Source organism: Idiomarina sp. X4 (assembly GCF_002808045.1).
Lineage (GTDB): Bacteria > Pseudomonadota > Gammaproteobacteria > Enterobacterales > Alteromonadaceae > Idiomarina.
Genome location: NZ_CP025000.1, coordinates 1,359,125 through 1,384,397, shown reverse-complemented (window position 1 = coordinate 1,384,397; position 25,273 = coordinate 1,359,125). Strand labels below are relative to the sequence as shown.

General features: G+C 47.3%; 29 protein-coding genes. 11 read left to right on the top strand and 18 right to left on the bottom strand.

What is annotated here, in order from left to right:
• Window positions 1-48: 48 nt before the first annotated feature.
• Window positions 49-303 carry a YkoF family thiamine/hydroxymethylpyrimidine-binding protein gene (locus CWC33_RS06635; RefSeq protein WP_100691303.1) on the bottom strand — a complete coding sequence of 85 codons (255 nt, stop codon included), beginning with the start codon at window positions 301-303 and terminating at the stop codon, window positions 49-51.
• Between the two features lie 72 nt (window positions 304-375).
• Between CWC33_RS06635 and CWC33_RS06630 the strand changes: the two genes are divergently transcribed.
• Window positions 376-1,551, top strand: coding sequence for an MFS transporter (locus tag CWC33_RS06630; protein ID WP_100691302.1), 1,176 nt, complete (start codon window positions 376-378; stop codon window positions 1,549-1,551).
• Here the strand turns inward: CWC33_RS06630 and CWC33_RS06625 are convergent.
• A complete protein-coding gene (locus tag CWC33_RS06625) occupies window positions 1,548-2,225 on the bottom strand; it encodes a DNA-3-methyladenine glycosylase I (protein WP_100691301.1) in 678 nt (225 codons plus the stop codon). The genes CWC33_RS06630 and CWC33_RS06625 overlap by 4 nt on opposite strands.
• Window positions 2,226-2,338: 113 nt before the next feature.
• Between CWC33_RS06625 and CWC33_RS06620 the strand changes: the two genes are divergently transcribed.
• Complete coding sequence (locus CWC33_RS06620) at window positions 2,339-2,617, top strand: peptidylprolyl isomerase (protein WP_100691300.1); 279 nt, start codon at window positions 2,339-2,341, stop codon at window positions 2,615-2,617.
• Window positions 2,618-2,623: 6 nt separating this feature from the next.
• Here the strand turns inward: CWC33_RS06620 and CWC33_RS06615 are convergent, their stop codons facing one another.
• The 5 genes from CWC33_RS06615 to CWC33_RS06595 all read right to left on the bottom strand — a co-directional run bounded on the left by CWC33_RS06615 (window position 2,624) and on the right by CWC33_RS06595 (window position 7,739).
• A complete protein-coding gene (locus tag CWC33_RS06615) occupies window positions 2,624-3,067 on the bottom strand; it encodes a YaiI/YqxD family protein (RefSeq protein ID WP_088767276.1) in 444 nt (147 codons plus the stop codon).
• A gap of 3 nt (window positions 3,068-3,070) precedes the next feature.
• A complete protein-coding gene (locus CWC33_RS06610; RefSeq protein ID WP_100691299.1) occupies window positions 3,071-4,903 on the bottom strand; it encodes an ABC transporter ATP-binding protein in 1,833 nt (610 codons plus the stop codon).
• Between the two features lie 134 nt (window positions 4,904-5,037).
• The gene (locus CWC33_RS06605; protein WP_100691298.1) at window positions 5,038-6,906 is read right to left on the bottom strand and encodes a DUF885 domain-containing protein; all 1,869 of its coding nucleotides are present in this window, start codon (window positions 6,904-6,906) and stop codon (window positions 5,038-5,040) included.
• 99 nt (window positions 6,907-7,005) lie between these two features.
• On the bottom strand, window positions 7,006-7,425 hold the full coding sequence (locus CWC33_RS06600; protein ID WP_100691297.1) for a nuclear transport factor 2 family protein: 420 nt from the start codon (window positions 7,423-7,425) through the stop codon (window positions 7,006-7,008).
• A gap of 17 nt (window positions 7,426-7,442) precedes the next feature.
• Entirely contained in the window at window positions 7,443-7,739 is a 297-nt protein-coding gene (locus CWC33_RS06595) for a hypothetical protein (protein ID WP_100691296.1), read from the bottom strand.
• 205 nt (window positions 7,740-7,944) lie between these two features.
• Here CWC33_RS06595 and CWC33_RS06590 point away from each other — a divergent pair, with 205 nt between their 5' ends.
• Complete coding sequence (locus tag CWC33_RS06590; protein WP_232709764.1) at window positions 7,945-8,148, top strand: hypothetical protein; 204 nt, start codon at window positions 7,945-7,947, stop codon at window positions 8,146-8,148.
• Between the two features lie 129 nt (window positions 8,149-8,277).
• On the opposite strand, the gene CWC33_RS12765 is transcribed toward CWC33_RS06590, so the two are convergent.
• Window positions 8,278-8,406 carry a hypothetical protein gene (locus CWC33_RS12765; protein ID WP_269799245.1) on the bottom strand — a complete coding sequence of 43 codons (129 nt, stop codon included), beginning with the start codon at window positions 8,404-8,406 and terminating at the stop codon, window positions 8,278-8,280.
• Between the two features lie 319 nt (window positions 8,407-8,725).
• Here CWC33_RS12765 and CWC33_RS06585 point away from each other — a divergent pair, with 319 nt between their 5' ends.
• Window positions 8,726-9,025 (top strand): hypothetical protein, encoded by a 300-nt coding sequence (locus CWC33_RS06585; RefSeq protein WP_100691295.1) that lies wholly within the window; start codon window positions 8,726-8,728, stop codon window positions 9,023-9,025.
• Window positions 9,026-9,100: 75 nt separating this feature from the next.
• The gene (locus CWC33_RS06580; RefSeq protein WP_100691294.1) at window positions 9,101-9,811 is read left to right on the top strand and encodes a toll/interleukin-1 receptor domain-containing protein; all 711 of its coding nucleotides are present in this window, start codon (window positions 9,101-9,103) and stop codon (window positions 9,809-9,811) included.
• A gap of 77 nt (window positions 9,812-9,888) precedes the next feature.
• Here the strand turns inward: CWC33_RS06580 and CWC33_RS06575 are convergent, their stop codons facing one another.
• From CWC33_RS06575 to CWC33_RS06565, 4 genes are all read right to left on the bottom strand, one after another.
• On the bottom strand, window positions 9,889-10,197 hold the full coding sequence (locus CWC33_RS06575) for a hypothetical protein (protein WP_100691293.1): 309 nt from the start codon (window positions 10,195-10,197) through the stop codon (window positions 9,889-9,891).
• A 22-nt stretch (window positions 10,198-10,219) separates the two neighbouring features.
• The gene (locus CWC33_RS06570) at window positions 10,220-11,776 is read right to left on the bottom strand and encodes a Fic family protein (RefSeq protein ID WP_100691292.1); all 1,557 of its coding nucleotides are present in this window, start codon (window positions 11,774-11,776) and stop codon (window positions 10,220-10,222) included.
• A gap of 207 nt (window positions 11,777-11,983) precedes the next feature.
• The gene (locus CWC33_RS12800; protein WP_157803482.1) at window positions 11,984-12,151 is read right to left on the bottom strand and encodes a hypothetical protein; all 168 of its coding nucleotides are present in this window, start codon (window positions 12,149-12,151) and stop codon (window positions 11,984-11,986) included.
• Between the two features lie 317 nt (window positions 12,152-12,468).
• On the bottom strand, window positions 12,469-13,332 hold the full coding sequence (locus CWC33_RS06565) for a YicC/YloC family endoribonuclease (RefSeq protein WP_100691291.1): 864 nt from the start codon (window positions 13,330-13,332) through the stop codon (window positions 12,469-12,471).
• 127 nt (window positions 13,333-13,459) lie between these two features.
• On the opposite strand from CWC33_RS06565, the gene CWC33_RS06560 reads away from it, so the two are divergent.
• Both CWC33_RS06560 and CWC33_RS06555 read left to right on the top strand, forming a co-directional pair.
• Window positions 13,460-14,347 (top strand): alpha/beta fold hydrolase, encoded by an 888-nt coding sequence (locus CWC33_RS06560; RefSeq protein ID WP_232709763.1) that lies wholly within the window; start codon window positions 13,460-13,462, stop codon window positions 14,345-14,347.
• A complete protein-coding gene (locus tag CWC33_RS06555) occupies window positions 14,340-15,413 on the top strand; it encodes a sigma-70 family RNA polymerase sigma factor (RefSeq protein ID WP_100691290.1) in 1,074 nt (357 codons plus the stop codon). The genes CWC33_RS06560 and CWC33_RS06555 overlap by 8 nt, the downstream gene beginning before the upstream one ends.
• A gap of 14 nt (window positions 15,414-15,427) precedes the next feature.
• Here the strand turns inward: CWC33_RS06555 and smrA are convergent, their stop codons facing one another.
• Window positions 15,428-16,015 (bottom strand): DNA endonuclease SmrA, encoded by a 588-nt coding sequence (smrA, locus tag CWC33_RS06550; RefSeq protein WP_100691289.1) that lies wholly within the window; start codon window positions 16,013-16,015, stop codon window positions 15,428-15,430.
• Window positions 16,016-16,151: 136 nt separating this feature from the next.
• Here smrA and rph point away from each other — a divergent pair, with 136 nt between their 5' ends.
• Entirely contained in the window at window positions 16,152-16,865 is a 714-nt protein-coding gene (gene rph, locus CWC33_RS06545; protein ID WP_058578501.1) for a ribonuclease PH, read from the top strand.
• A 28-nt stretch (window positions 16,866-16,893) separates the two neighbouring features.
• The gene (gene pyrE, locus CWC33_RS06540) at window positions 16,894-17,538 is read left to right on the top strand and encodes an orotate phosphoribosyltransferase (RefSeq protein WP_100691288.1); all 645 of its coding nucleotides are present in this window, start codon (window positions 16,894-16,896) and stop codon (window positions 17,536-17,538) included.
• Between the two features lie 105 nt (window positions 17,539-17,643).
• Here the strand turns inward: pyrE and CWC33_RS06535 are convergent, their stop codons facing one another.
• A complete protein-coding gene (locus tag CWC33_RS06535; protein ID WP_198511813.1) occupies window positions 17,644-19,305 on the bottom strand; it encodes a cyanophycinase in 1,662 nt (553 codons plus the stop codon).
• 148 nt (window positions 19,306-19,453) lie between these two features.
• Between CWC33_RS06535 and CWC33_RS06530 the strand changes: the two genes are divergently transcribed.
• Window positions 19,454-20,764 (top strand): ABC transporter substrate-binding protein, encoded by a 1,311-nt coding sequence (locus tag CWC33_RS06530; RefSeq protein WP_100691287.1) that lies wholly within the window; start codon window positions 19,454-19,456, stop codon window positions 20,762-20,764.
• Here CWC33_RS06530 and trmL read toward each other — a convergent pair.
• On the bottom strand, window positions 20,742-21,206 hold the full coding sequence (trmL, locus tag CWC33_RS06525) for a tRNA (uridine(34)/cytosine(34)/5-carboxymethylaminomethyluridine(34)-2'-O)-methyltransferase TrmL (protein WP_100691286.1): 465 nt from the start codon (window positions 21,204-21,206) through the stop codon (window positions 20,742-20,744). The genes CWC33_RS06530 and trmL overlap by 23 nt on opposite strands.
• A gap of 70 nt (window positions 21,207-21,276) precedes the next feature.
• On the opposite strand from trmL, the gene fieF reads away from it, so the two are divergent.
• A complete protein-coding gene (gene fieF / locus CWC33_RS06520) occupies window positions 21,277-22,191 on the top strand; it encodes a cation efflux pump FieF (RefSeq protein WP_232709762.1) in 915 nt (304 codons plus the stop codon).
• Here fieF and CWC33_RS06515 read toward each other — a convergent pair.
• The 3 genes from CWC33_RS06515 to CWC33_RS06505 are packed head-to-tail and all read right to left on the bottom strand — an operon-like array spanning window position 22,133 to window position 25,199.
• A complete protein-coding gene (locus CWC33_RS06515) occupies window positions 22,133-23,158 on the bottom strand; it encodes an alpha/beta hydrolase (protein WP_100691284.1) in 1,026 nt (341 codons plus the stop codon). The genes fieF and CWC33_RS06515 overlap by 59 nt on opposite strands.
• Before the next feature lie 14 nt (window positions 23,159-23,172).
• Complete coding sequence (locus CWC33_RS06510) at window positions 23,173-24,522, bottom strand: sensor histidine kinase (protein ID WP_100691283.1); 1,350 nt, start codon at window positions 24,520-24,522, stop codon at window positions 23,173-23,175.
• On the bottom strand, window positions 24,519-25,199 hold the full coding sequence (locus CWC33_RS06505; protein WP_088767258.1) for a response regulator transcription factor: 681 nt from the start codon (window positions 25,197-25,199) through the stop codon (window positions 24,519-24,521). The genes CWC33_RS06510 and CWC33_RS06505 overlap by 4 nt, the downstream gene beginning before the upstream one ends.
• Window positions 25,200-25,273: the final 74 nt, after the last annotated feature.

Genomic DNA, 25,273 nt, shown 5'->3' with positions numbered 1-25,273 from the left:
TTTTGACTATAGTAGCTCTAACTAGCGATACTTGGAATACTTATCATCTTAGTCTTCAGGACTTAAATCACCATGTAAAAATTTACAAACAAAGACGACTTTGCCATAGCGCTCAAATGACCATTTTATGCAGCGTTGCAGGGCGTCCATCACCTTGTCGTAGTCGCCAAATACCTGAGTACTCAATGTATTGGTGATAGTTTTTACATCATCGGTTTTATTAAGCTCATCAATAAAACCTTTTATTGGACCAATATAATCATCCGCCAGTGGGTACTTGCTAATTTCAACCGTCAGTTTCATGATAGTCACTCCTTTGTCGTTACTATTGCGACGCAAAATACCAGACCGTTCATACTAACACGAGGTTTATGAATGACATCGGATGTCCGTTCGCGCATTGCTTTACCCGTTATTATTTTAGCTCAGCTACTGGGTACTTCGTTATGGTTCAGTGTTAACGGTGTTTGGTTAAGTCTTTCGTCAGAACAAGGTCTTTCAGAAGCCGACTTAGGGGCATTAACTCTCGCTGTTCAGTTAGGCTTCATTGTAGGCACTTTATCTTTAGCACTTACCGGTTTGGCTGACCGCTACAAAGCCAGCGCTATTTTCTGCCTTTCCAGTTTACTCGGTGCGTCAGTTAATGCGCTTTTCATCGTTACCGTTGACCATTTCTCGCTCGCGTGGTTTCTGCGTTTACTGACCGGCCTGTGTTTAGCCGGTATCTACCCAATGGGCATGAAACTAGTTATTTCATGGGTACCTAAATACGCAGGCGCTGCATTGTCTTGGTTGCTGGCTATGCTGACTTTAGGAACCGCACTTCCGCACTTAATGAGAGGCTTCACTCTTGGTTTAGATTGGCACATCTCATTGTTTGCTGCCTCTATACTAGCCGTTTTAGGCGGTATAGGCGTGGGGCTCCTCGGTAGTGGGCCACATTTGCCGGCAACAGCTAAACCTGCGGCGCTAAGTCAGGGATTATCGGCGCTTAAACAGCCACGATTCCGTGCGGTTGCCGGTGGCTACTTTGGCCACTGTTGGGAGCTCTACGCCTTCTGGATGCTGGTACCTCTGCTCCTTTTAGCACCGGTATCTCAGCTTGGCTGGTCTTTGTCTTCCATTCCCTGGTTATCATTCTCGTTAATTGGGGTAGGCGCTCTTGGTTGTATCTGCGGTGGTTGGCTTAGCAAAAAGCACGGCGGCATATCGGTTGCCAGACTCGCACTTATCACTTCCGGCGCAATGTGCTTGTTATACCCATTCATTACTGAATTGCCAGCCTCGGTTGCCCTTTTAACTCTAACGCTTTGGGGTATTTCGGTTATTGCTGACTCACCTCAGTTTTCAGCATTAGCCGCTCAAGAGGCGCCAGCTGACAAAGTTGGCAGTGCCTTAGCCGTAATGAACTCGGTTGGCTTTGCCCTGACCATTCCGGCCATCTGGTTAGCTAGCTGGAGCTGGCCAGTATTAAACGAATGGGTTGCCTGGCTGCTATTACCCGGCCCTGTTTTAGGGCTTTGGGCAATGCGAAAATTTGGTACGCATTAACCAACGCTGTATGACAATATCCGGGAAATATGGCTACGTGGCAGTCCTGTTTCCTGGTGCCAGTGATTAATCGCTGTTTGTATTTGCTTAAGGCCCTTTTGGCTGGTTGGTGAGGCATCCAGTAAATTAAAATTCCGTAGTGCAGTGAGCACATCGCTTGCGCAAACGAAACCGTCCCAGCCCAACATACGCAATAAATACTGCCCCGTGTTACCGCCTAAGCGAGCACCATTCTTCTTGAGAAAGAGCAGCAATCCAGCTTGGTCATCATGCGGCCAGCTAGCCAAAAACTTACCAAAACTCCCGTGCTCTTCCGACACTTCGACAATCATTCGGGCGTTAACCGGTACGGTTATTATTTTTTGAAAATTACGCACAATACGCTCGTCTTGCGCCAGCTCTTCGAGTCGCTCCGGTGGCACTTGCTGCCAGTAAAGCGGTACAAAACCACTGAAGGCTTCTTCGAACTGTGGCCACTTACGGTCAATAATTTGCCATACGAAACCTGCCCGAAAGATACAACGGGTCATGAGTGATAGTACGCGATCATCAGTCATTTTCACGAGCTCCGCGTCACTTGCCATCTTAGGCATTAACGCAAGCATCGCTTGTTCTCCGCCCTTGCGTTCGCAGGCGCGCTCATAAAATACTGAAAAGTCGATAATGTCAGTCATTCTGGTTTACTCCAGTCTCGCTATTCGGCTCACCTTTTGAGCCAAATAATGATTCCATTCGGCTCACGATGCAAATTTAGGTAAAATGCATCAAAGAAACTAAGGAGTCCAATATGGCACGAGCACACGCAGTACACATATTAGTGAAAACCAAAGAAGAAGCAGAAGACTTGAAAAAGAAGTTGGCTGGCGGCGCTAAGTTTGCAGATTTAGCCCGTAAGCACTCACTTTGCCCGTCGGGTAAAAAGGGCGGCGACTTGGGTGAGTTTCGCCGCGGAGAAATGGTACCGGCTTTCGACAAAGTCGTTTTCGGCAAGCCCACGCTGGAAGTGCATGGTCCGGTAAAAACCGCGTTTGGCTGGCATTTAATAAAAACGCTATCACGCGGCTAAGGTTCATTAAACCCGCGCCAGAATTTTATCCAGCTCGTTCGCAAAAGCCATGCGGTCACGCTGATGCAAAGGCGGTGGACCACCAGTATGTTCACCGCTACTGCGCATGGTGTCCATGAAATCGCGCATATTAAGACGCGAACCAATATTACTTTTTGTAAAAAGCTCACCCCGTGGGCTCAGCGCCTGCCCACCTTTTTTAATCACGTCCGCCGCCAACGGAATGTCGGCGGTAATGACTAAGTCACCCGGCTCACACTGCTCGGCAATGGCATCATCCGCAACATCAAACCCGGCTGACACTTGCATCGTTCTTATAAATTTTGACGGCGGTACTCGCAGCGGTTGATTCGCAACTAAAATGAGCGGCAGCTGCTTGCGCTCTGCAGCCCGATACAGAATGTCTTTAATAACGGTGGGACAAGCATCCGCATCTACCCAGATATTCATTGATTATGCCTCTTCTGCCAAAAAGCCACCGGACTGATGACGCCATAATTTGGCGTATAAACCGCCTTTTGCCAGTAGTTCTTCATGAGAGCCCTGCTCAATAATTTGTCCCTGATCCATCACCACCAGCTTATCCATCGCCGCTATTGTTGAAAGACGGTGTGCAATGGCTATCACCGTTTTCCCCTGCATCAATTGATACAGGTTTTCCTGAATCGCATTTTCAACTTCAGAGTCCAGTGCCGATGTCGCCTCATCTAAAATTAATATTGGTGCGTCTTTTAACATGACACGGGCAATAGCTATGCGCTGTCGCTGACCTCCGGAAAGTTTGACGCCACGCTCACCGACATGAGCATCCAAACCTTTGCGTCCTTTGCTATCACTGAGCTCATCAATAAACTCTTCGCAATGCGCCCGGCGGACTGCATTCATTAACTCTTCTTCGCTGGCGTCAGGGCGCCCATATAAAATATTGTCTCGCACCGAACGATGCAGCAGCGACGTGTCTTGTGTGACCATGCCGATATTTTCGCGCAAACTGTCTTGCTGAACGTTATGTATCGCCTGTCCATCAATACGAACCTCGCCACGCTCCACATCGTAGAATCGCAATAGCAAATTCACAAAAGTGGACTTTCCAGCGCCGGAACGCCCGACAATACCCACTTTTTCACCCGGCTGTATATGCAGGTTAAAGTCATCCATCACGCCATGGCCCTTGCCATAATGAAATTGCACGTGATCAAACTGAATGTCACCACGCTCCACGGTTAATGCAGGCGCGTTAGATTTATCAACGATACGCTGCGGCACTGCAATAGACCCGATACCATCTTGCACCGTACCGATGCTTTCAAACAGCGTCGACATTTGCCACATCACCATCTGTGACATACCAAAAAGCCGCAAAACCAGACCAATAACTACGGCGACAGCACCTAACGTGACTGCGTTATCCATCCACAGATAAATGGCGGTGGCCGCTGAGCCAAACAATAATGCACAGTTAATGAAGTACAGTGCGCCATAAAGCTGGGTCACTAAACGCATTTGTTTATGAACGGTGCCTAAGAAGGTGTCCATGCCCTCGTGCGCAAATGCAGCTTCACGTTGAGAGTGGGAGAACAGTTTCACCGTTTGAATGTTGGTATAAGAGTCTACAATTCGGCCGGTCATGACGGAGCGGGCATCGGCTTGCTCTGCCGACACTTTGCCAAGCTTCGGCACAAAATAACGCAACAGCAACGCATAAAGCACAAGCCAGCCAGCTAATGGCAGCATCATTCGCCAATCGGCACTACCGATAATGACGAACATCCCCAGAAAGTACACCACCACATAGTTGACGATTTCAATAAACGTCATAATGCATTGCCGCAGCGCCAGCGCGGTTTGCATCAGCTTAGTAGCAACACGACCGGCAAACTCATCCTGATAAAAGCTCATAGACTGTTTCATCAGGTAGCGGTGTCCCAGCCAGCGAATACGCATAGGGAAGTTGCCTAACAGCGTTTGATGCGTCAGCAGCGAATGAAACCATACAAGTAAAGGTAAGCCCAGCAATACCAAGGCACTCATACCAATAAGCGGCCAAAATTGGTCACTTAAAAACGTATTGCGGTCTTGCGCAGCCAGCCAGTCGACAATTTGCCCTAAAAAGCCAAATAGCCAAACTTCTGCAATGGCGATGCCCGCCATTAATAAAGCCGTCACAAGAATAAACGGTGTCGCGCCCTTAGTGTAATGCCAACAAAAAGCGAAAAAGCCTGTTGGAGCCTGTTGCGGCTCCTCAGGTGGGAAGGGATTTAGTCGGCGCTCAAACCAGGAAAACATGAATCACTCCTCGATGAATATCGAGCCTATAATATCAGTTTTAAGGTGTTCTGACTTTTATAAAAAAACAGCGCAGAGCCGACTAAAGCAATGCGCTGTTTATTTTGGGTTGCAGGCTTTAATTCGCGATTGCTTTACGCGTTTTTCTTCTCGTTAATGTAATCGTTAACGAACTGCTCCAGAATATTTAGCGGTACTGGGCCACTACCCAGGACCACATCATGGAACTCGCGAATATCAAACTTCTCGCCCAGCTCTGACTTCGCTTTCTCACGCAGTTCAAGAATCTTGTTCATGCCAATTTTGTAGGCTGTTGCCTGCCCTGGCATAACAATATGACGCTCGACCATTTTCACTGCGTCAGATTTTGCATTCGGGGTGTTGGTGACATAAAAATCGATGCCTTCTTCACGCGTCCATTTTTTCGCGTGGATGCCAGTATCGACAACCAATCGAACTGCGCGCCACAATTCCATCGCTAAGCGACCAAAGTCTGAGTACGGGTCTTTGTATAGACCAATCTCTTTTGGCAGTTTCTCGGTATACAGACCCCAACCTTCGCTGTAAGCGGTATAGCGCCCAAAGCGGCGGAACTTAGGAATGCCTTCCAGTTCTTGCTGAATGGCGATCTGCATATGGTGGCCGGGAATCCCCTCATGGTAGGCCAAAGCTTCCATCTGATAGGTTGGCATAGCAGTCATGTCATACAGGTTAGCGTAGTAGGTGCCTGGTCGTGAGCCGTCCATAGAAGGCTGCTGATAAAAGGCTTTACCCGCTGACTTTTCACGGAAAGGTTCAACCGCTTTAACAATCAGGTCGGCTTTCGGCTTGTTGATAAATAGTTCATCCAAACGACCGCGCATATCATCAATGATCGCTTTCGCTTCATTCAAGTATTTTTGACGGCCCTCTTCGGTATTCGGATAAACGAACTCATCGCTGTTGCGCATGTGCACGAAGAACTCTTGCAACGTGCCTTCAAAGCCCACTTTCTCCATGATGCCGCGCATTTCGTTATGAATACGCTCCATCTCGCTTAAACCAATTTCGTGAATTTCTTCGGCTGTCAGGTCGGTCGTAGTAGTGCGCTGCAACGCGTTATTATAAAACGCTTCGCCATCAGGGAACTTCCAGGCACCGTCTTTCGTCGTGGCCTGTTCGGCAATACCCTCTACCGCAGTAATTAAGTTTTCGTAAGCTGGTTTCACTGACTCTAACATCGCTTTTTTAGCGTCTGCGAGCAGCTGTTCACGCTGGCTTTCGTCGATTTCCAACTTATCCAGTTTGCCGGTGAAGTCGCCCCACAGTGCACTGGCTTCGCCATCGTCAAACGGTGCACCGGTAATAATGTTTTTGCTATCGCTAATGACGTACGGGTACACAAACTTCGGTGCGATAATGCCTTTTTCAGCTCGCAGCTCTAGGTTTTCCGCTAACTGTTCAAACAATTCCGGTAAGCCATTTAAGCGAGAAATATAGTCTTGCGCGTCATCCACGCTGCTAATGCGGTGTTGGTTAATCAGCAGTGATGCCACGCTTGAGTGCAACCCAAACATTTGGTTAACCGGGTAGTTGTGATGGCGCCATTTAAAGTCAGCGATCTCGTTTTCGAGTTTTTGCTTCATCAGCATCCAGCTGATTCTGGTTTGCTCGTTCAGCTTCGACTCGTCAATCGCTTTAACTTGCTCTAAGTGCTTCTTCGTCAGTGCCAGATCTTCTTCCGCCTGTGCTTCAGAAATGTCATCCCATTTATCCTGGTCGTCTTTAATACCAAGGTAGGACTGGTACATTGGGCTGCGCATAACATTTTCCATGAAAATGTCTTCAAACAGCTGGTTAGCCTTTTCAGATTCAGTCTGTTCAGCCTTCTGAGTCGCATTTTCAGCGGTTGCGGTTTGAGACTGAGCATTTGCCGTTGTCGCTTCTTCTTTGGAAGCGTCAGAGCATGCGGTTGTCATTAGCACCAGCGAAACCGCCAGTGCAATTTTCTTATATTCAAACATGTGTGTGTTCTCCTGTTGTTTTGTTTATCTTGATAACGGTTGCAGCGCAGGATGTCAATGTATGCGCGGTGGTGGGGTCAGTTACTAAGGTCAATCGACTTATTCAGTAGGGAAATAATAAACGCGGTGGATTAGATTATTGGAGAACTCATAAACGGTCAGGCTTTTCTGCGAACGAGGCTTGCCGTTCTGGCGCCAGCTGGCTTCTTCCACAACGCTGAGGCGACGACCTAAAACGGTAAAGTTTGCTAATTGGCTTTGGCACGAAGGACAAGACTCAAAGTAACCGCTCATAGCGGTAACCAGATTATCTTTACCACTGGTCTCAACCGTGATCTCGTCGCCACTTACGAATAGCCACTGCACGTCTTTAGTAACATATTGTGCCATTCGCTCTGCATCATGGGCATTAAACGCAGCGACAAACTGTTCAACTTGTTGAACTCGATTCGAGTCCGCGAAACTTGGTACAGATAAAACTAAGCAGAAAAGGACTAAACAACCATTTAAAAAGCGCATAGGAACTCCTGACTCCGTCAGTGCATTGTGTGCTCGCGGCACGCCTCAATTTGTTTAGCTGGCAATATAACACCAATGACAGGCTCCAGCGCTTCCTGCACCTTAGGAATCAAAAGGCTAAACTCTGACAGCATAACGGTTTCATCTACCTGTTCATTAAAAACCAGCGTTACCTTTAAACTTTTCGGAAAACGCTGGTAATCCACTTCGTGCGTCAGCCAAATAAAGCCGTCATGATCAAACTTAGCTTCCTCACACACCTTAGTCAGCTCGCGGATGATTTCGCGTTCTATTTTTCTGTGACTTTTTCGCATACTCAGTTTTCTCATCGATTAAACTATATTGTGCATTGCAAAGAAAAATAAGCGAAACGCACCACTTATACCCTGCCCATTATGTATAAAAAACTGCGTTTCCTATACATAAATTCCTTTCCAAATATAAAATTCACTATTATCTATATATTTCGATAAATAAAGAAAAGTCATTTACGCACCACCAGAAAAGACCCCGGATATTATGAACTCACAAAAGCTCATTCTGATCATCGATCTTGAAGCCACTTGCTGGGACGGCAATGTTGAAGGTTTGAACCGTAAGCAAACAGTCGATGACATGGAGATCATTGAATTCGGTTGTGCCATCGCACAATTAGACGGAGCCGTGGTGGACTCCCGATCGTTTATGGTTCGCCCGCAGGCACATCCAAAGCTCAGCGATTAAAGCTCATTCAGCGTTACAGAGCATTGCAAGCAAGCTTGCGACAGTTCTAACCGGACAAACTCAGATAAGTAGCAAGCGGCTTGATGTTATTGCGTCAGCCGCTAACTGAACCTTTCGAGCCAACGAACTTTATTCATGAAAACAGCGTTTTAGCGCCGCTTCCAACCGATCAGCGTTCGCATATAACAGCCCACACACCGACAACACCACAATCGCAAACACACCAAAACCTATTGCAGTCCAAGAGAAGTCAACCATATAACCCTCCGTTGAAAAATAATTGTGAATAAATCTGTTTAAGTGTTGAATTTTTAACCCAAAAACCCCACTTAATCCACAAGGCAAGGATTTGGCTTGTACCTCGCTGATACCTTTAGTCTAAATTTCCATGAGGATGATCGCATGGCTAAGACGACAAGCGGCAAAAAGAAGGTTCACGTTCCCGCATACACCAAGAAAGATGGCACGAAGGTTCCTGAACACTATCGCTCGACGCCGAACTAACGTTATCAGGGGCAGTTTGCAGTCGCCCCTTCTTTAATCCCATTAAATAGCAAATCTATTACAAGGAAGGGCAATGATTAAAGTCATAATCAACGAGCAAGACCGAATTTGGGACAGCAGCCAAGTGGGGTGGCTCAAGGGCACAATCAATGAGTTACAAAACTCAGGTGAGCCTGTCTGCGTGAGAGTACTAATCAAGTATGGTGATATCAACTTATGCCTAAGTGCCGGAATCTGCAATAACTCGGGAGGCGGCGGTCGCCCATTGAACACTCACGAAAATGAAATTGTTGAATACTGGAACCGACTAGATGTAGAGGCTCCCTCTTTGAATAGCGGTAAACTCGTCGCCTTGTTGAATTCCATTAAGTAAGCAGTGGTGTAAAGGATGAAAGATAGTCTATAGCTAAAACACAGTTTAACGCCGAACACTTTCTAGGAGATATGAATGGCCAAGTTTAACGCAAATACATTCAAGCGGCAGCTTCAGCAAATTGAGCGAAAAGCACAGCAACAGTATAAACGTGAAGTAAATAAAATTAACCAGCAGAACCGACAGGCGGTTAGTAAAATAAATAGAGAAATAAACGCCTATAATCGAAAGGCAGATAGCTACAATAAAAAAGCCATCGCGGAATTAAATCGACAATTGAGGACATCAGCCAGCAAAGTCCATTATTCTGAAGCAGAATTAAGACTAGCTGATCGTGTTAAGCAAGCAATTCCCGCTCTCGATGACAGAGAGTACGATGCCTTCCTAAGTTATGCTCGCATCGATGGGAGCGAAGTGGCATCAGAGCTTAGATCTCAACTAAATGCACTTGGCGTAGCAGTTTGGTTCGATGAGATCTCTATTACACCAGGAAAAAGTCAATCCCTTCAAATGGATGCTGGTCTGCGAAAGGCTCGTTCTGGCATTACTTTATTGACACCGGCCTACCTAACTGGTCGATTTTGGACGGAGCGAGAGTTGGGTGCTCTTTTGAACAAAGAAACCTTAATTCCTGTACTCCATAATGTAACGTTCGATGATGTTAGAGAGTATAGCGGCATTCTTCCCGATTTAGCCGGTTTCACAACTCAATTTGATTCTATTGAAGATATAGCCAATAAAATTGCAGCTGCGATCATGCCGAGTGACAACACACAAGGTGGATAGTAAGTTGTGCGAACTTAAATCGAACTGATAGTTCGGCCGCTTGTTAGATACGACAGGTGAAGTCGAAGCTATTAAAATTATTTTTCTACCTTCGCCACTTCGATTTCATCTAGCATCTTTAACCCAGCTCGGGAAGTAAGGCCTCCCAAACAACACACGACAAATGCGGTAATACCAATCGTAGAAATCCATTCTAATTGACTCCACTCTTCCCAGCCAGTGCTGTGAAGCTCTGTGACAGGGATTGCTACAGCTAGAGCATATAAACCTTTACCAATTGCTAGAAATTGCTCTGCGTGAGCTCTCTTCGCTGCTTCAGACATAAGTTCTAAACGCTTTGTTGCAGCCCACAATTTCTTTATACTTAACCAAAAATCATGAAACATCTATTGTCCTGTTTATTCTCACCTAACTCTCTTCATGCATCATGGCAACAACATCAATCTCGAATTTATCTCTGATATCCTCGATTAAGTGCGTCGCCAGCTCTTCTAGTTCATTAAGAACTCCAGCCTCTAGTAGAGCCTCTATCTGCTTACGTTTGCGCTTCGAAACTTCACCACCGTTTTGAATAATAATCGACAAAACCATATCGATTTTATTGTTCGGCAAGTCCGCATTTTCGTTGATAAATTTTTTCAAACAGTCGAACACGGTAAGTAAGCATACTTCTTTTAGTAGATCATCGGAGATGGCTGTATCCATCATCTCATATACAAACTTTACATGCTCGGTGTAGTCCGGAAAGCGATACATGTAATCAATATCATTATTGATTACGATTCTATTGGAATTGTCGAATTCGTAATCCAACATCGCCATTATTGGTACCGAAATGGTTTCAAGAACCTGATCGTATTTTTGTTGGTTTTTTAAGATCGCAGCAGATATCGGAATAATAAACTTATGCTCTGGTTCTCGATGCTTCATGACGTCATGAATCAGATAGCGATGAATGCGACCATTTCCATCATCAAATGGGTGAATATAAACTTCACCGAAAGATATCAAAGTTGCATGGAATAATGGGGGAACTGAGCCATCGATCATCAAGTTTTCATGTAGCTTGAATAGACCATTCATCATACTTGCTATGTGTTCTTGTTTAGCACCTACGTAATGAACATCTTCATCTCGATTCCCAAACCGTTGAATCGTTGTACCGACATAAATTTCCGATTCACGGTAATCGGTCGCTTTAAACTTCTCATCCACAATTTGGTTCTGAACGTTGATGAGCGAATGCTTGTTCAACTCATATAATCCAACATTTTTTATTGCATTCAGGAATCTTTGCATTCGCTGCCGATTCGGCTCTTCTCTCTCTATCTCCGTCGATGACTTTGTTTCTTTTGTATAAAGGTAATTAACTGATCGCCCAATCACATCAACTGATAGCTGTTCTCCGATGCGCTGCATTTTCGCAAATGCAGTTTTATAAACGTCAGCCTCATCAAGCTGACTTATATCAGCTGTTTTTCGGATCGTCGGACAAAATTCAGGTGTACCTAACGCATTGTTAATAACCCGTGTTCTTTTATCTTTCTGTCCATTTCTCAGGGTGTAGTAGAACTCGTCTTCAAACAATTTTATATAATTCGACGACTTTAGGTCCGGGATATCAAGTTTCTGCCCAGTTAGCCATTCGTAAAGAAACCAAAGGACTCGGTTATATTGACTTGTCGGTTTATCTAAAATAAACGCAGTAAATTCAGTCACATTAATTTTTTTATAAATTGCTGCAAAGAAATGTAGTCTGATGCCTTGGTTTTTTATTGCCGCATGCATCTGCGAATAGGGGTTATCATCGTACTTTAGGTGGCCAGGAATTACCTTGCGCTTGCTACCACCATATTGGATCAACTGTTCCTTTTCCGCATTTGGATCCTGATAAACCTCCACCCCGAGCTTCGGTAGACGTAGATCGTAATGCAGATTAAGGTAAGCATATCCAACTGGTTTCATAGCAGTCCTTTACTTCTTGCTAAAAAGGTCTTATCTTTAGTCAGCGTTTATGTATACGTATATGATAGCTAGTTTACCAAAAAAATCATTACATTTTAGATGTTTTAATTACAAATCAAAAATCATACTTACAAATACGCTATTGTAGTTACAAAATAGGCTTTTAACTTACGAAACAACACTTTCTTGTCGGATTGCGATTTTTAGTTACATTAAGTCATACCAAACCAGCGGCTCAATTACATCCGCAACCTTCTGATGCGCCTCCCGCCGTTCTTCATAGTAATCGTAACGGTCATAAATACCTTCCACGCCTTTCAAACTATGGTTTATGGCCCGCTCACCAACAGCACCACTGAAACCTAATGCTGACACTTGGCTGCGAAAGGTACGGCGTAAGTCATGTACAGTAAAATGCTCTATCTCCCATCAAGTTAGGCCCAGGGCGTTTGCGACCTTGTTCGATACCAAACATTTTGTTGATCGCACGATTAATAGTGTCGCCACCAATGAAAGGTCTATTCGAACCTCTTCGTGCTGGTAGAACATAGTCTGAACCGAATGACCGCGCTTCTTCAGCATTAGTTCACCGCGAGCATCGACCAATCCCATAAATGGGTACTTACCCAGGGTCATTTCAATTTAAAAGGGCTTTGTAAGCATCAGAAAAATATCAGGTAGGGTAAAGAAATTTACTCGATATTTTGAATTTGCTCCCTCATCTGCTCAATTAACACCTTTAGCTCCACCGCAGCAGCGGTGATATCTGCGTTAATTGATTTGGAGGCTAGTGTGTTCGCTTCGCGGTTGAACTCTTGCATCATAAAGTCCAAACGACGTCCGCAGGGGCCGCCTTTTTTGAGGATTTTGCGAGCTTCTTCTACGTGTGCGTCCAGGCGATCGAGCTCTTCGGCTACATCGACTTTTTGCGCCAGCATAATCATTTCTTGTTCAACGCGCTGAGGGTCTAGTTCGATTTTCGCTTCTTCAAAACGGGTTAGTAAGCGCTCACGCTGCCATTGCATCACTTTCGGCATACGTTCACGGACAAAAGCAACCTGTTTACTGACACCATCCAGGCGCTCTTGCAGCATTCTATCAATAGCTGAACCTTCGCTTTTACGGTTCTCTATGAACTCAGCGATAGTTGCATCAAGTGCTTTCAGTACTTCTTTTTGCAGTGCATCAGTGTCTTGCTCGTCGGCGTTAACCACGCCCGGCCACTTCAGCACATCAATGGGGTTCAACTGCCCTGCAGCAGAATGCTGACTCACCCACTTAGCGCTGGCAATAACGCTTTTCGCTAGTTCTTCATTAATCGACAATTCACTTTGGCGTGCCTCATCCATGTGCACGTATAGTTTGCACTCTACTTTTCCGCGCTGCAGCTTTTTCCGAAACTTATCGCGCAGGGAATTTTCCAGCGAACGAAAGTTTTCCGGCAAGCGGAAAAAGGTTTCCAAATAACGTTGGTTTACCGAACGCACTTCCCATGTTGCGGTGCCCCAGTCGGCTTTATGCTCGTAGCGAGCGTAACCTGTCATACTTTGAATCATCGTGTGTGCCTTATCGCTTTTCGCAGAAAATCTTGCGTCAGAATACTACCACAAAAAAGTTTGTCACACTTTTGCGACCAAACCCGACCTTACTGTTGAACCTCGTCAACATAAAAAGGCAAACTCCATGAACATGATGAAACCATTGGCAGTATTGACGCTGCTACTCAGCTCCACGGCGTTCCCGCAGTCGGAAAACCCAATAATAACTAGCCAAGTCTCTGGTGAAGGTAAGCCAGTCGTATTGATTCCCGGGCTAATGAGCGATAGTAGAGTGTGGCAGCAGGCTGTCGAGCAACTGGACGACCATTATCAAGTACACCAATTAGCGATTGCAGGCTTTGGCGACACGCCCACCCGACCGAGTTTACGACAATCGTTCACCCAACCGGTACTAACTGCCATTAGCCAATACCTATCAGAAAGCCTCGATAGTAAGGCTGCGGTAATTGGGCATAGTTTGGGGGGCTTTCTAAGTTATCAGTTAGCACTTACTTACCCTGATTCCGTTAGCTGTTCAGTAGCCGTCGATGGGGTACCCTTTTTCTCGGCTCTGGTCACTATGAACCCTGACATGACCTCGTCAAACGCCCAGCCGCAGGCGGAACAGGTGTTGGCGGTTTACCAGCAATTGTCTGCTAAAGCAATGACGCAGCAAGCCTCGGCCAGTGTCGCGAGACAAACCCAGTGGCAGCCAGGTCAGGCGCTAATTACCGACATGGCAAAAAAATCCGACCCTAAGGTGGTCGGGCGTGCCATGTACGAATTAATGATTACCGACTTACGTCCGCAACTACCTAAGCTTCAAATCCCAGTTCTGCAAATGGCAGCGACGGGGGCGTTCCCGGAAGCACAACGACCGATGGCGCTGCCGCACTACCAACAACAAGTCAGTGGTAGCGAACAAATAACCTTGCTAGAGTTTGATAATGCGCATCACTTTATTATGTGGGATCAGCCGGACGCCTTTATGCAAGCCACTCAACGTTTTTTACAGGAGCAGTGTCATGACTAATTACGCCAGCTTGACCGCTCAAGTTGAATTGGCCAGAAGCGGCGATCGATCAGCCTTCAGTCAAGTGGTTGAACGCACCCAGAACTTAGTCACTAGCGTGGCACTGGCCATTGTGCACGATATCCGCGCCAGCGAAGACATTGCTCAAGAAGCCTATGTGCAAACCTGGCAAAAGCTGACGCAACTGCAACGCACACAGAGTTTCTTACCGTGGCTTCGCCAAATCACTCGTCACTGCGCCTACCAATGGTTAGAGCGCGAAAAGCACAATCATCAAGCTCGCACCGAGTCTCTCGAACAAGCACTTGATCAGTTGGTGCTCGAACAGCAAGCCGATGCCGAGCTGGACCAACAGCAACGACAAACGATTATTAACGCAGCGCTATCACGCTTGCCTGACGACAGCCGAGATATCGTGCTGCTGTTTTACCGCGAACAGCAATCCACCGAGCATGTCGCCGAACTGTTAGGTTTGGAGCCCGCCACCGTAAGACAAAAGCTGTCGCGGGCTCGCAAAGCGCTCGCTGAAGATCTGCTTAAGCGGGTGGGTAAAGCCGCCTTGCTTAGCGCGCCGTCATTAAGCGTAACCGCCATTCTTAGCTCCGCCACCATGTTAGCAAGCCCTCCAGCCGCGGCTGCCACGGGCCTATCGTTAACCGGCGCGCTGGGCGGTGCGACCAAATGGGTCGCAGTTGTGGGTATTGCAGCCATCGGCTTATTGGGGGCTCTAGCGGGTTTGTTTATCGGGTCGCAACATGCACAAAAATACGCCCCAACCGCCGAAGCAAAACAGCGCCTGATCACCCTGCGCAATCGGGCAGCGGTATTTCTTACTATCGTTGGCGGCTTGTTCTATGCCAGTTACGAGTTTGATCCAGGCTGGATAGCACCATCGCTTACCTACTGCCTGATGGTCAGTGGCGTAATGTATTATCAATTGAAGACTCAAGCGTATGTCGAGAGCCCGAAGTCCAAGCGCTGGACGTGTTACTTGGGCGCTGTCGTAGGATTTGTCAGTGGCTTTGGTGGGTTAGTCGCAGGCTTTATATTGAGCGGCCGTATTTAATCGGCCGCTAAACCTTATTTTTTCGCATGCTTTTCGCGGTTTTTCTGTTTCTGTTCGGCGTTTTTCTTCATCATAATGTACACGGCACCGCGGCCGCCGTGCGGCCGTTGCGCGCTATGAAACGCAAGCACTGGCGGCAATTCACGCAGCCATTTATTCACATAACTTTTTATCAGCGCCGGGTGTGGTTTCGAATGCTTACCCATACCGTGAATCACCAGAGCCGTTCTTACACCCGCCGCATGGCAGTCCTGCACAAAATTAAACAGTGCTGTGCGCGCTTCCGCTAACGAGTGATGGTGCAAGTTCAGACTCGCTTCCATGGTATAGCGGCCTTGCTTCAGGCGCTTAAATACACCAGCCTGAACACCGTCGCGATGAAATTCAATAACGTCATCCGGCTCAACTAAGTCCACGTACTCGGTCGATAAAAAGTTTTCGTTTTCAGCCTCTTCTGCCTCAGCGGCGCGGCGCCGTTCTTTTTGCGCCAACGTTGGCTCAAAAGCCTGTTTAATATCAGCAACTTCTTCGCCCGCCAGTGGCGTTACGTCCGTCATTTCCTGACGAAACAGCTCAAATTCTTCATCATCTGAACGCGACATACCGCCTCCCGTCCATTCATTTTGCTAGGTGTAGTGTAATACGTTGTTCGCGGAATCGCGATCCATTAATCGAGCAATTCTGCTACAATTGCGTTCAATTTCTTACTCAGCGACATTCACTCAACAAGGAGATGACATGCGTCCAAGTGGCCGTACGGCACAACAAATTCGACCGGTAACCATTACCCGCAACTTTACCAAGCACGCTGAAGGCTCAGTGCTAATTGAGTTTGGCGAAACCAAAGTACTTTGTAACGCATCTGTTGAAAAAGGCGTTCCGCGCTTTTTAAAAGGCAAAGGTCAGGGTTGGGTCACAGCCGAGTACAGCATGTTACCAAGGGCCACGCACACACGTTCGCAACGTGAAGCATCCCGCGGTAAGCAAGGCGGACGCACCTTGGAAATCCAACGTCTTATTGGTCGCTCACTACGCACCTGTGTCGACTTGGCAGCGCTGGGCGAGAATACGATTACTGTCGACTGCGACGTTATTCAGGCAGACGGGGGCACACGCACGGCCTCTATCACCGGCGCTTGCGTTGCGTTGGTTGACGCTCTTAACTGGATGCGTAGCCAGGGCATGGTCAAAGTGAACCCGTTAAAAGAAATGGTTGCAGCTATTTCGGTAGGCATTTTAGATGGCGACCCGGTCAGCGACTTAGAGTACGTTGAAGACTCAAAAGCCGACACCGACATGAACATTGTTATGACTGAAGCCGGCAAATTCATCGAAATTCAGGGCACTGCCGAAGGCGAAGCGTTCAGCTTTGATGAAATGAACAGTCTGGTCGATATGGCGCGCCACAGTATCCGCGAGCTTATCGATATTCAGAAAAAAGCTTTAGCCTAGTGTCAGTGATAGTTCAGGAAGTTAACAAATGAAAGCGTATCAAAAAGAGTTTATTGAATTTGCCATTGAGCGTGGTGTTCTTAAATTTGGCGAGTTTACCTTAAAGTCGGGACGCACCAGTCCCTACTTTTTTAATGCCGGACTTTTTAACAAAGGTTCGGACTTAGCGCGTTTAGGTCGCTTTTACGCGGAGGCTCTCGTCGACTCAGGTATCGACTTTGATGTTTTATTTGGCCCGGCTTATAAGGGCATTCCTATTGCTACTGCAACGGCTGTCGCACTTTACGACCAGCACAACCAAGACACACCTTACTGCTTTAACCGTAAAGAAAAGAAAGATCACGGCGAAGGCGGTAATCTGGTTGGCTCTGCGTTGGAAGGTAAAGTCATGCTGGTTGACGACGTTATTACCGCAGGCACCGCTATTCGCGAGGCCATGGACATTGTTCAAGCCAATGGCGCTGAGCTATCGGGTGTATTAATTGCTTTAGACCGTCAGGAAAAAGGAAAAGGCGAGCTGTCGGCTATTCAGGAAGTTGAGCGCGACTTCGGAGCAAAAGTGGTTAGCATTGTCAGTCTGAACGATGTCATCACCTTTTTGAAAGATGACGACACGTTCAAAGAGTATTTACCCAAAGTTGAAGCTTATCGCAGCGAGTTCGGCGTAGCCTGATGCTATTGCATCAGGCGCAATGCTGAACACCGCAAACACCCATTTGTTATTTAGGCATAGTTGCTGAATTAAAGATGTGACCTGACGTAATAACGTCAGGCTACATCATAACTTCTCTTCCGGCTGGTAGGCGATGCCAATGCTACCGTTCACAATTTGGCATTCGCCGCCAGCAGCTTGAACACGGCTCGACTCACCCTTTTGCGCGACCAGTCGATAACTCTTATTTAGCAAGCTGACTTGGTTTCGCTCACCACATAAAATACGCATAGAGTCGATCAAGCCACGATCCGTCAGGAAATTTGTCGTCGGCTGTGTCTGCACAACATCATCACTTTCTGCGAATTCAGCGGTTTGTAAACCAAAGGGTGAAATCACGCCAGAAGCACCGGCCACTAAATAATGAAAAGTTCCGGCAACAGCGCTATCGGTAGACTGAGCATTTTCGACAAAGAACACCCCACGCTCGCCATGCACATCAAAAGCGCCTGTCTCTAGGTTAACGGTCATTGCCGTCTCTTCATCAACACCCAGCGACAAAGGGGTAGAGGTTTCAGCTGCTAATCTCAACAAGCGTCCGTGGCGACCATTCCCCGATAATGCCCAGTCGACCGTCGCGAAATGAAACAAGCTTATACCACCTAATGGATGATAGGTCAGCGTATCTGGGCCAGTATTTGGCGGGCAAGTGGTGTCTAAGTCACAGCCGTGCAACGGAGGGTCAGAAGCAAGGGCTCCCGACTGCACAGCAGCTGCCGTTGTTCCGTTGGACACCATCGGCTTAGCCGTCATAACTGCGGCGCCAGCACCGACACCGCCAACGACCAGCTCTTTTTGCTGCACTAATGCCACTATTTCTTTCAGTTCATCCGATATCTGGTTGTTGCTTTTTACGAATGTTGAGCGTGTATAGTTAGCGTTACCATCGTTAATAAACAACCCATCGGCATCTGACAGCATTGCCTTTGTCATTTCTGGCGACTTACAAAACTCAACCTGTTTAGCATAATCTGCACGGTAAACACGATCTCGCTCGTAGGCGCCTAATACTTCCTGCTGTACATCAGCCAACTCGTCACAACGCCCTTCTCGGCGTGCTTCAATAACGGCAGAGTCCAAGGGAAGCCACTTTGCTTTTGCGCCAAGTTGTTCAAAGACGCTAGTGTAAAAGTCAATTTCAGCGTAAGGGTCTCGAGCCGACGATGTTAAGAAGTAGATAGTTGGCTGTTTGTCGTCAGAGGCAGTCTCTGCCATCCCAACAAACTGACGGTAAATAGCTCGCGACTCTCCGGATAAGTTATCATCTAGGTTAACCGTTTCCTCAATATTGTCCGGCACCGGCATTTCCAATAAATCAATGATACGGTTCCACTCTGCGTCAGATAAGTTGTTGTAGAGCTGCTGAGTCGCCCGCCGTGTAAACTCCCTTAGAAACACTCGCTCCGGCACAATATCTTCTTTTATTCGATCATGAATAAGCGCTAATGCATCAATGACTTCTTTTCGAGTCTCTTCACGATACGTTGGCCAAACAGCTTCTGCCGTTACTTTTGAGCGAAACTTCTTAGAAATGTTTAGGTAACGGTCTGTGCGCATGGTGTCATTATCGATCCAGTCCGCGTCATCGCATTTATCAGAAGCCATACTGGAACACACCGACATCCCCCCGCCTGCCAGCATGACATGACGGTAACTCTCCTCGTTAGCCTGAGCCGTACCTAACGCTAATAAACAAGATGTCCCTAAAAACAACAACCTTTTGACCATAACAAACTCCGATTGGGTGACAACGCGTGAAACGCTAGAGATTCTGACTATGCGTGTCAACAAACGTTCGTAAATACTCCATTTATTATAGTGAGTGTTCGCTGTTATACTAGCTCACTGTTGTTCGTGTTCAGGTTATTTTTAACGTATGAAGCTCATCGTGCGAGTCGCATCAGTAGCACTACTGGCTACCTTATTTTCGGGTCTTTCAATGGCCCAGGAAAAGCTCACTTTCCGTGCGCCGGACGAGAGTGCCTTTACCAACTATGTTACCGCTGTGCTCGAAGAAGCGTACCGTGAACTTGGTATTCAACTTAACTATATAGACCTGCCGCGGGTGCGAGGTGAGCAGTTAGCCGCCGAAGGAACCATTGCCGGGGAGCTCGGCAGAACAACTGCTTTAGAAAACAAGCGGCACGAACTACGACGCGTTCCTTTTCCACTATTCACGTTTGACATCCTGGCAGTTACCGACCGACGTCAGTGTGGTTATTGTCGCCCGGGACACTATGACAGCCTGGCGTACGTTAACGGCATGGATTCAATTACTGCCGTCGTCAAACAGCTTTCGAAACCGCCCTCTGTTGTCACGCCAACCGATTTAGAGCAAGTAGTAAAACTGGTTGAGGCTGGTCGAGTAGACGCCGCCTTTATAGCGGACTTCCAGTATCAGGGGTCTGTGCTGAGCAAAAACCCTAACTTTATTACTCACCGACTCTCTATCGAACAAGGCTTTCATTACCTAAACGAAGAGCACGCCCGGCTTATTCCTCAACTGACGTACCAGCTGCAAAAACTGAAAGAAAGTGGCCGTATTGAAGAGCTGCAAAAGGCCTATGGTGTTCATACAGCGCCTCCCGCACAGCCACTCGACCCATCGAAGCCTGTGGTTGTTTTGGGACCTGTTCAAAAAGGATTAACTAACGCAGACGGTACAGGCAAATTGTGGGCATTTGCAAAGCGCGTCTTTCCAGAAATGGCAGAGTTGCATCCGGTTGTTACCAGCTGGCAGCGGGCTAAGCAAATGATTCAGGAGGCTCGCGCCGATGCCCTGTTAGGCGTTCGAGCCAACCAACGCATTCCCAATACCATTTTGTCAAAGTATCACGTTGGCTATGACGACAGTCTTTATCTGTTTAGTCTGGACGAACAAAATGAAGGGCCTATTTGCCTATCGGGGCCACGATTCATTGAAGATCTGGTCGATACGCAACGGCCGTTTTACCGAGCAGACAGCTCTCTCGACTGTTTTGCATTATTAGACATGGGCCGGGTCAACGCTGTTGTTGATTACCGAAGCAACTTACCTGACTGGACTGAAAAACCCTATAAGCAAGAATTAATTGCGGAGCCGAGTCCACTTTTCGTTGCATTTCCCGATACACAGCGCGGTCGCTCGTTAAAGCGTGCATTCGACAATTATGTCTTTAATAACGTTAGCGAGCCCCCGCAAAGTTAAGCTGACGCCACGCTTCATAAGCAAAAATTGCCACTGAGTTCGACAAATTTAAGCTGCGGCTGGTATCAGCCATTGGCAAGCGCAACCAGTTTTCCGACGAAAACGTTTCCAGCACCGTCATTGGCAGACCTCGAGTCTCCGGCCCAAACAACAACACATCATTTGGCTGATATTGAACGTCGGTATAGCGCGTCTCGCCCTTTGTCGTACAGGCGAAAATGCGATTGTATTCAACGTTAGACAAAAACGCCTGCCAGCTCTCATGAATGCTCACAGCTGCCAAGTCGTGGTAATCCAGTCCCGCACGCCGTACTTTCTTTTCATCCAGCTCAAAACCTAACGGCTCTATTAAATGCAGTCGCATGCCCGTGTTCGCGGACAAACGTATGACATTGCCGGTGTTAGGCGGTATTTCCGGCTCAAATAAAACTAAATGCAGCATGGCTAATTTTCATCATTTATAGAAAAACGGTAGAATAGCAGAATATTCTTTTTTAATGTGTGTCCACATCGTGCCAAAGCAGAAAAATTATCAGCAAAACTACGCTTTCTGGGTTCGCTTAGCCAGCGCTTCGTCGGTTATAGTGGCAGCCACCCTCATTGCAATAAAGCTGTTTGCTTGGTTACAAACCGAATCTGCGAGTATGCTGGCTTCCTTAACGGATTCAATTCTTGATAGCGGCGCGTCTATTTTCAGCTTTTTTGCCATTCGCTATGCACTTCAGCCGGCAGATGAGGAACATCGCTTTGGTCACGGTAAGGCTGAATCTCTGGCAGCTATGGCGCAAAGTGCCTTTATTGCAGGCTCCAGTATGTTATTAGTCTTTCACAGTGTGCAGCAATTGTTGCAAGGTGGGGGTGTGCCTAAGGCGGGTTATGGCATTATCGTTTCTATTATCGCCATTGTGATTACGGCAGTGCTGATAGTGATTCAACGTATTGCTATAAGACAAACCCAGTCACAAGCCATCCAGGCCGATAACCTGCATTACCAGTCCGATATTTTGCTGAACCTGGCGGTCATTGTTGCGCTGCTACTGACCAGCATGGGGTGGTTCTGGGCAGACAGCGTTTTTGCCATTGGCATAGCACTATATCTAATTGTTGGTGCAATAAAAATTGGCTGGGATGCCTTTCAGTCACTCATGGATCGCGAACTCTCAGAAGAGCATCAAAAGCAGATTTCGGAAATCACGCTGTCTGTTGACGGGGTTAAAGGGTTTCACGGTTTAAGAACTCGCGAGGCCGGACCCGTTCGTTTTATCCAGCTCCATATTGAGCTTGACAACCGTTTGTCACTATTGAGAGCCCATGCTATTGCCGATAACGTTGAGACCGAATTAATGAAAGCTTTTCCGGGAGCCGACATTATTGTTCACATGGATCCTGAGATTGTTGCAATAGTGGAAGGGTCTGCTCAACGATAGCGCGCAGTACGGGTGCACGGTACTCGTCTTTTTCCATCATTAGCTCGTGATACGCCCCCTCTATTGTTCTTAAGGTGAAGCGTTCTTCTGTGGCCTTTGCGGCGACCGCCAGCTGCCCCGTTTTAGAAACAACCTGATCAGAACTAGCACGGAATAATGTCACCGGAATACCAATTTTATTGACCACGTTCTGAGCCGCTTCTGAGGCTTTTATTGCTTCAAACAGCCAATTAAACGTCGGGCCTCCAAGCTTCAACTCCGGCTGAGCGTCATAACCATCACGAAAAGCATCATACCGCGCCGGGCTTTGTGTCAGCACATTGTCTTCAAACGCAAGGCGCTGATAATTTTTCATGCCCAAAAAGTACCAAGGTCGGGCAAACCATCGGTTCACCCGAGCCCCCACACAAACAACCAGCTTCGCTAACCAATATGGCACACCGCCAGTTTCAATTGAGAACATAGGCGCTGACAAAATAAGCGAGCGATAACTGTGTTGGTAATTTGCGCAATACAAAGTCGCTATGGTTCCGCCCATTGAGTGCGAGAATAGCGTTTTAGGCGCATCCCCAAAGAGCTTCTGAAGTTCAGAAGAAAAAATAGCAAAGTCACGAACGAAGTCATTAAAGTCGTCGACATGTCCTTGATGTGGATTACTCGTTAAACGATCCGACAACCCTTGACCACGATGATCGATAGCTGCGACGGACAGCCCGTATTGTGCTAATTCCCAAAACAGCTCCTGGTATTTTAACGCCGACTCAATACGACCCGGACTAATAACAACCAAAGGTGCATCTGCGCTGTGTTTATAAAACGCATAATGTAGGGTGAGTCCATCTTCAGTTTTAAAGTACGCCGACTGAACCTCTGTGTCCCAGAAAGGCACAATAGTCTCATCAAAAAATGCTCGCCAATTAGGCGAATCATCGGAAGGTTTTTGTTTTACAAGGTCGTTTAGCGACATGCGTGTTGCTCAAATTACCGTTTTGGCAATTCTAGCACGACTTCCAGTCCGCCTTCAGGGTGGTTTCTGGCGGTCAAGCTCCCGCCAAGTACAACCGCTGCTCTTTGACTGAGAGCCAAGCCAAGTCCGACCCCCGCTTTATGATGGCGAGCCGGATCGCCCCGGTAGAAGGGTTCAAACAGTTTCTCAAGCGTTGACTCCTCCACGCCCGGACCGTGATCTCGAATTATCACACAAATATTGTCACGGCCCACTTCACAAGCGAGCTCAACGTTATTCTCAGTGTAATGCAGCGCATTACGTACAATATTCTCAAGTACCAAACGGAATAGCTCCGCATCGGTTTCCACTTCTGGCCAGGCATCACCGAGTTTCACTAAACGTTCTTCAACCTCAGGCTTCTGATAGCACATATCGTTTATCAACTGCTGTACCAGTTCGCCACTGTCCAGAGCCTCTTTGTTCAGTTCTATTAAGCCGTTTTCCAAACGAGATAGCGACAAAATACGCTCTATAATGACGCTCAGCCGCTCCGTGTCTCTGCGCAGTTGCTGCCAGTTCGGGTCTTCCTGACTTACGTCGGTTTCGGTTAAGTCCAGAGCAACCTGCATACGCGCCATTGGCGAACGCAGTTCGTGTGACACATCGCTTAAAAGTCGGCGTTGAGCGTCTCTCGATTTTGCCAAATCCAATGCAGTTTGAGACAACGCCCGTGCCAGCTCACCCACTTCGTCGCTGCGCTTTGGTAGTCGCTTTAAATCAGGCTTCGCACTGCCTTTTGCCACTTCGCGCATACCTAATATCATTCGGCGAATAGGGCGAATAAGCCAAATACCTAACAAAATAGCCAACACGCCACTGCCGATAATGACGGTCAGTGCCCGCGCCTGCATCGACTCTTGTTCAAGTTGCTCTTTATCGACGTATTCCTCTGGGCCTAATGGTCGTGTCACCAGTATTTTATTGCCATTAAGCTCGAAGGGACCCATCAACAATCGTTCGTCGAGGGGAATTTGCTGCGGTTGTTCCTGACCTAACATTCGCAATAACGTTGAACCGTGTTTAATGCGCAACAGTTCATCCATCAGGAGTTTTTCGCTACCGGTATTCGACAATTGCGCAGCGACTCGGTAATCACCGGCAATGAGGCGTCCGGGCTGCAGGGAGTGAAAGGTTAGCGCGTCGCTCAAAAGCGGTTGCAAGGTTTGGTATATTTCAGGTTTAAGCGGAGAAAGCTCCGCCTTAGGTTTGTTCCAAATAGCCAAAAGGTAGCCGCTGGCGGCAGTCACTGACAGCAGCGCCCAGAAAACCAGCAGCAACCTTAACGTTAATGACCGATACCACCGCGTGCGTCGTGTTTTCATAAACTCGCAAGTAAGCGATACCCACGACCACGAATGGTTTGAATACGATCAGGTTTGGTCGGTAATTTTTTACGAATATTACTGATGTGGACATCTAAACTGCGATCAAAAGGCTCCATTTTTCGGCCTAGCGCCGCTACCGACAGCTGATCTTTACTGACCATGTGCCCAGCCTGCTGCATTAAACAACGTAAAATATCGAACTCAGTGGGCGTTAAAATCAGTTCAGAGCCATCACAATGCACTTCGGTTGTGGCAGGATCTAAATTAATGCCACATACCGACAGGCGTTCACTCTGCATAGTCGTGTTTGGCGTACGGCGTAGCAGCGCTTTAACGCGCGCAATCAGTTCTCTGGGGTTAAAAGGTTTTGGCAGGTAGTCGTCTGCACCTAATTCAAGTCCCATAACCCGGTCGTCGTCGTCACCACGCGCGGTCAGCATTAACACGGCGGTGTCACGGTGTTGTTGACGAAGGCGTTGCAGCAACTGCATACCGTCAATTCCCGGCAACATAACGTCCAGTAGAATCAGTTCATAGTCACCGTTTAATGCTTCATCAAGTCCTTTCACGCCGTCTTCAGCGGTCGTCAGATCGACAGATTCACGCTTAAACAACTCCGTCAGCATGACGGACATTTCGCTATCATCATCAATGAGTAGTACTGAATGTCTCATAACTTGTTGTTCTCTCCAGAAATAAATCCATGATCCAAAATGACCGCTCAATATACGACCCAATTTACAGAACT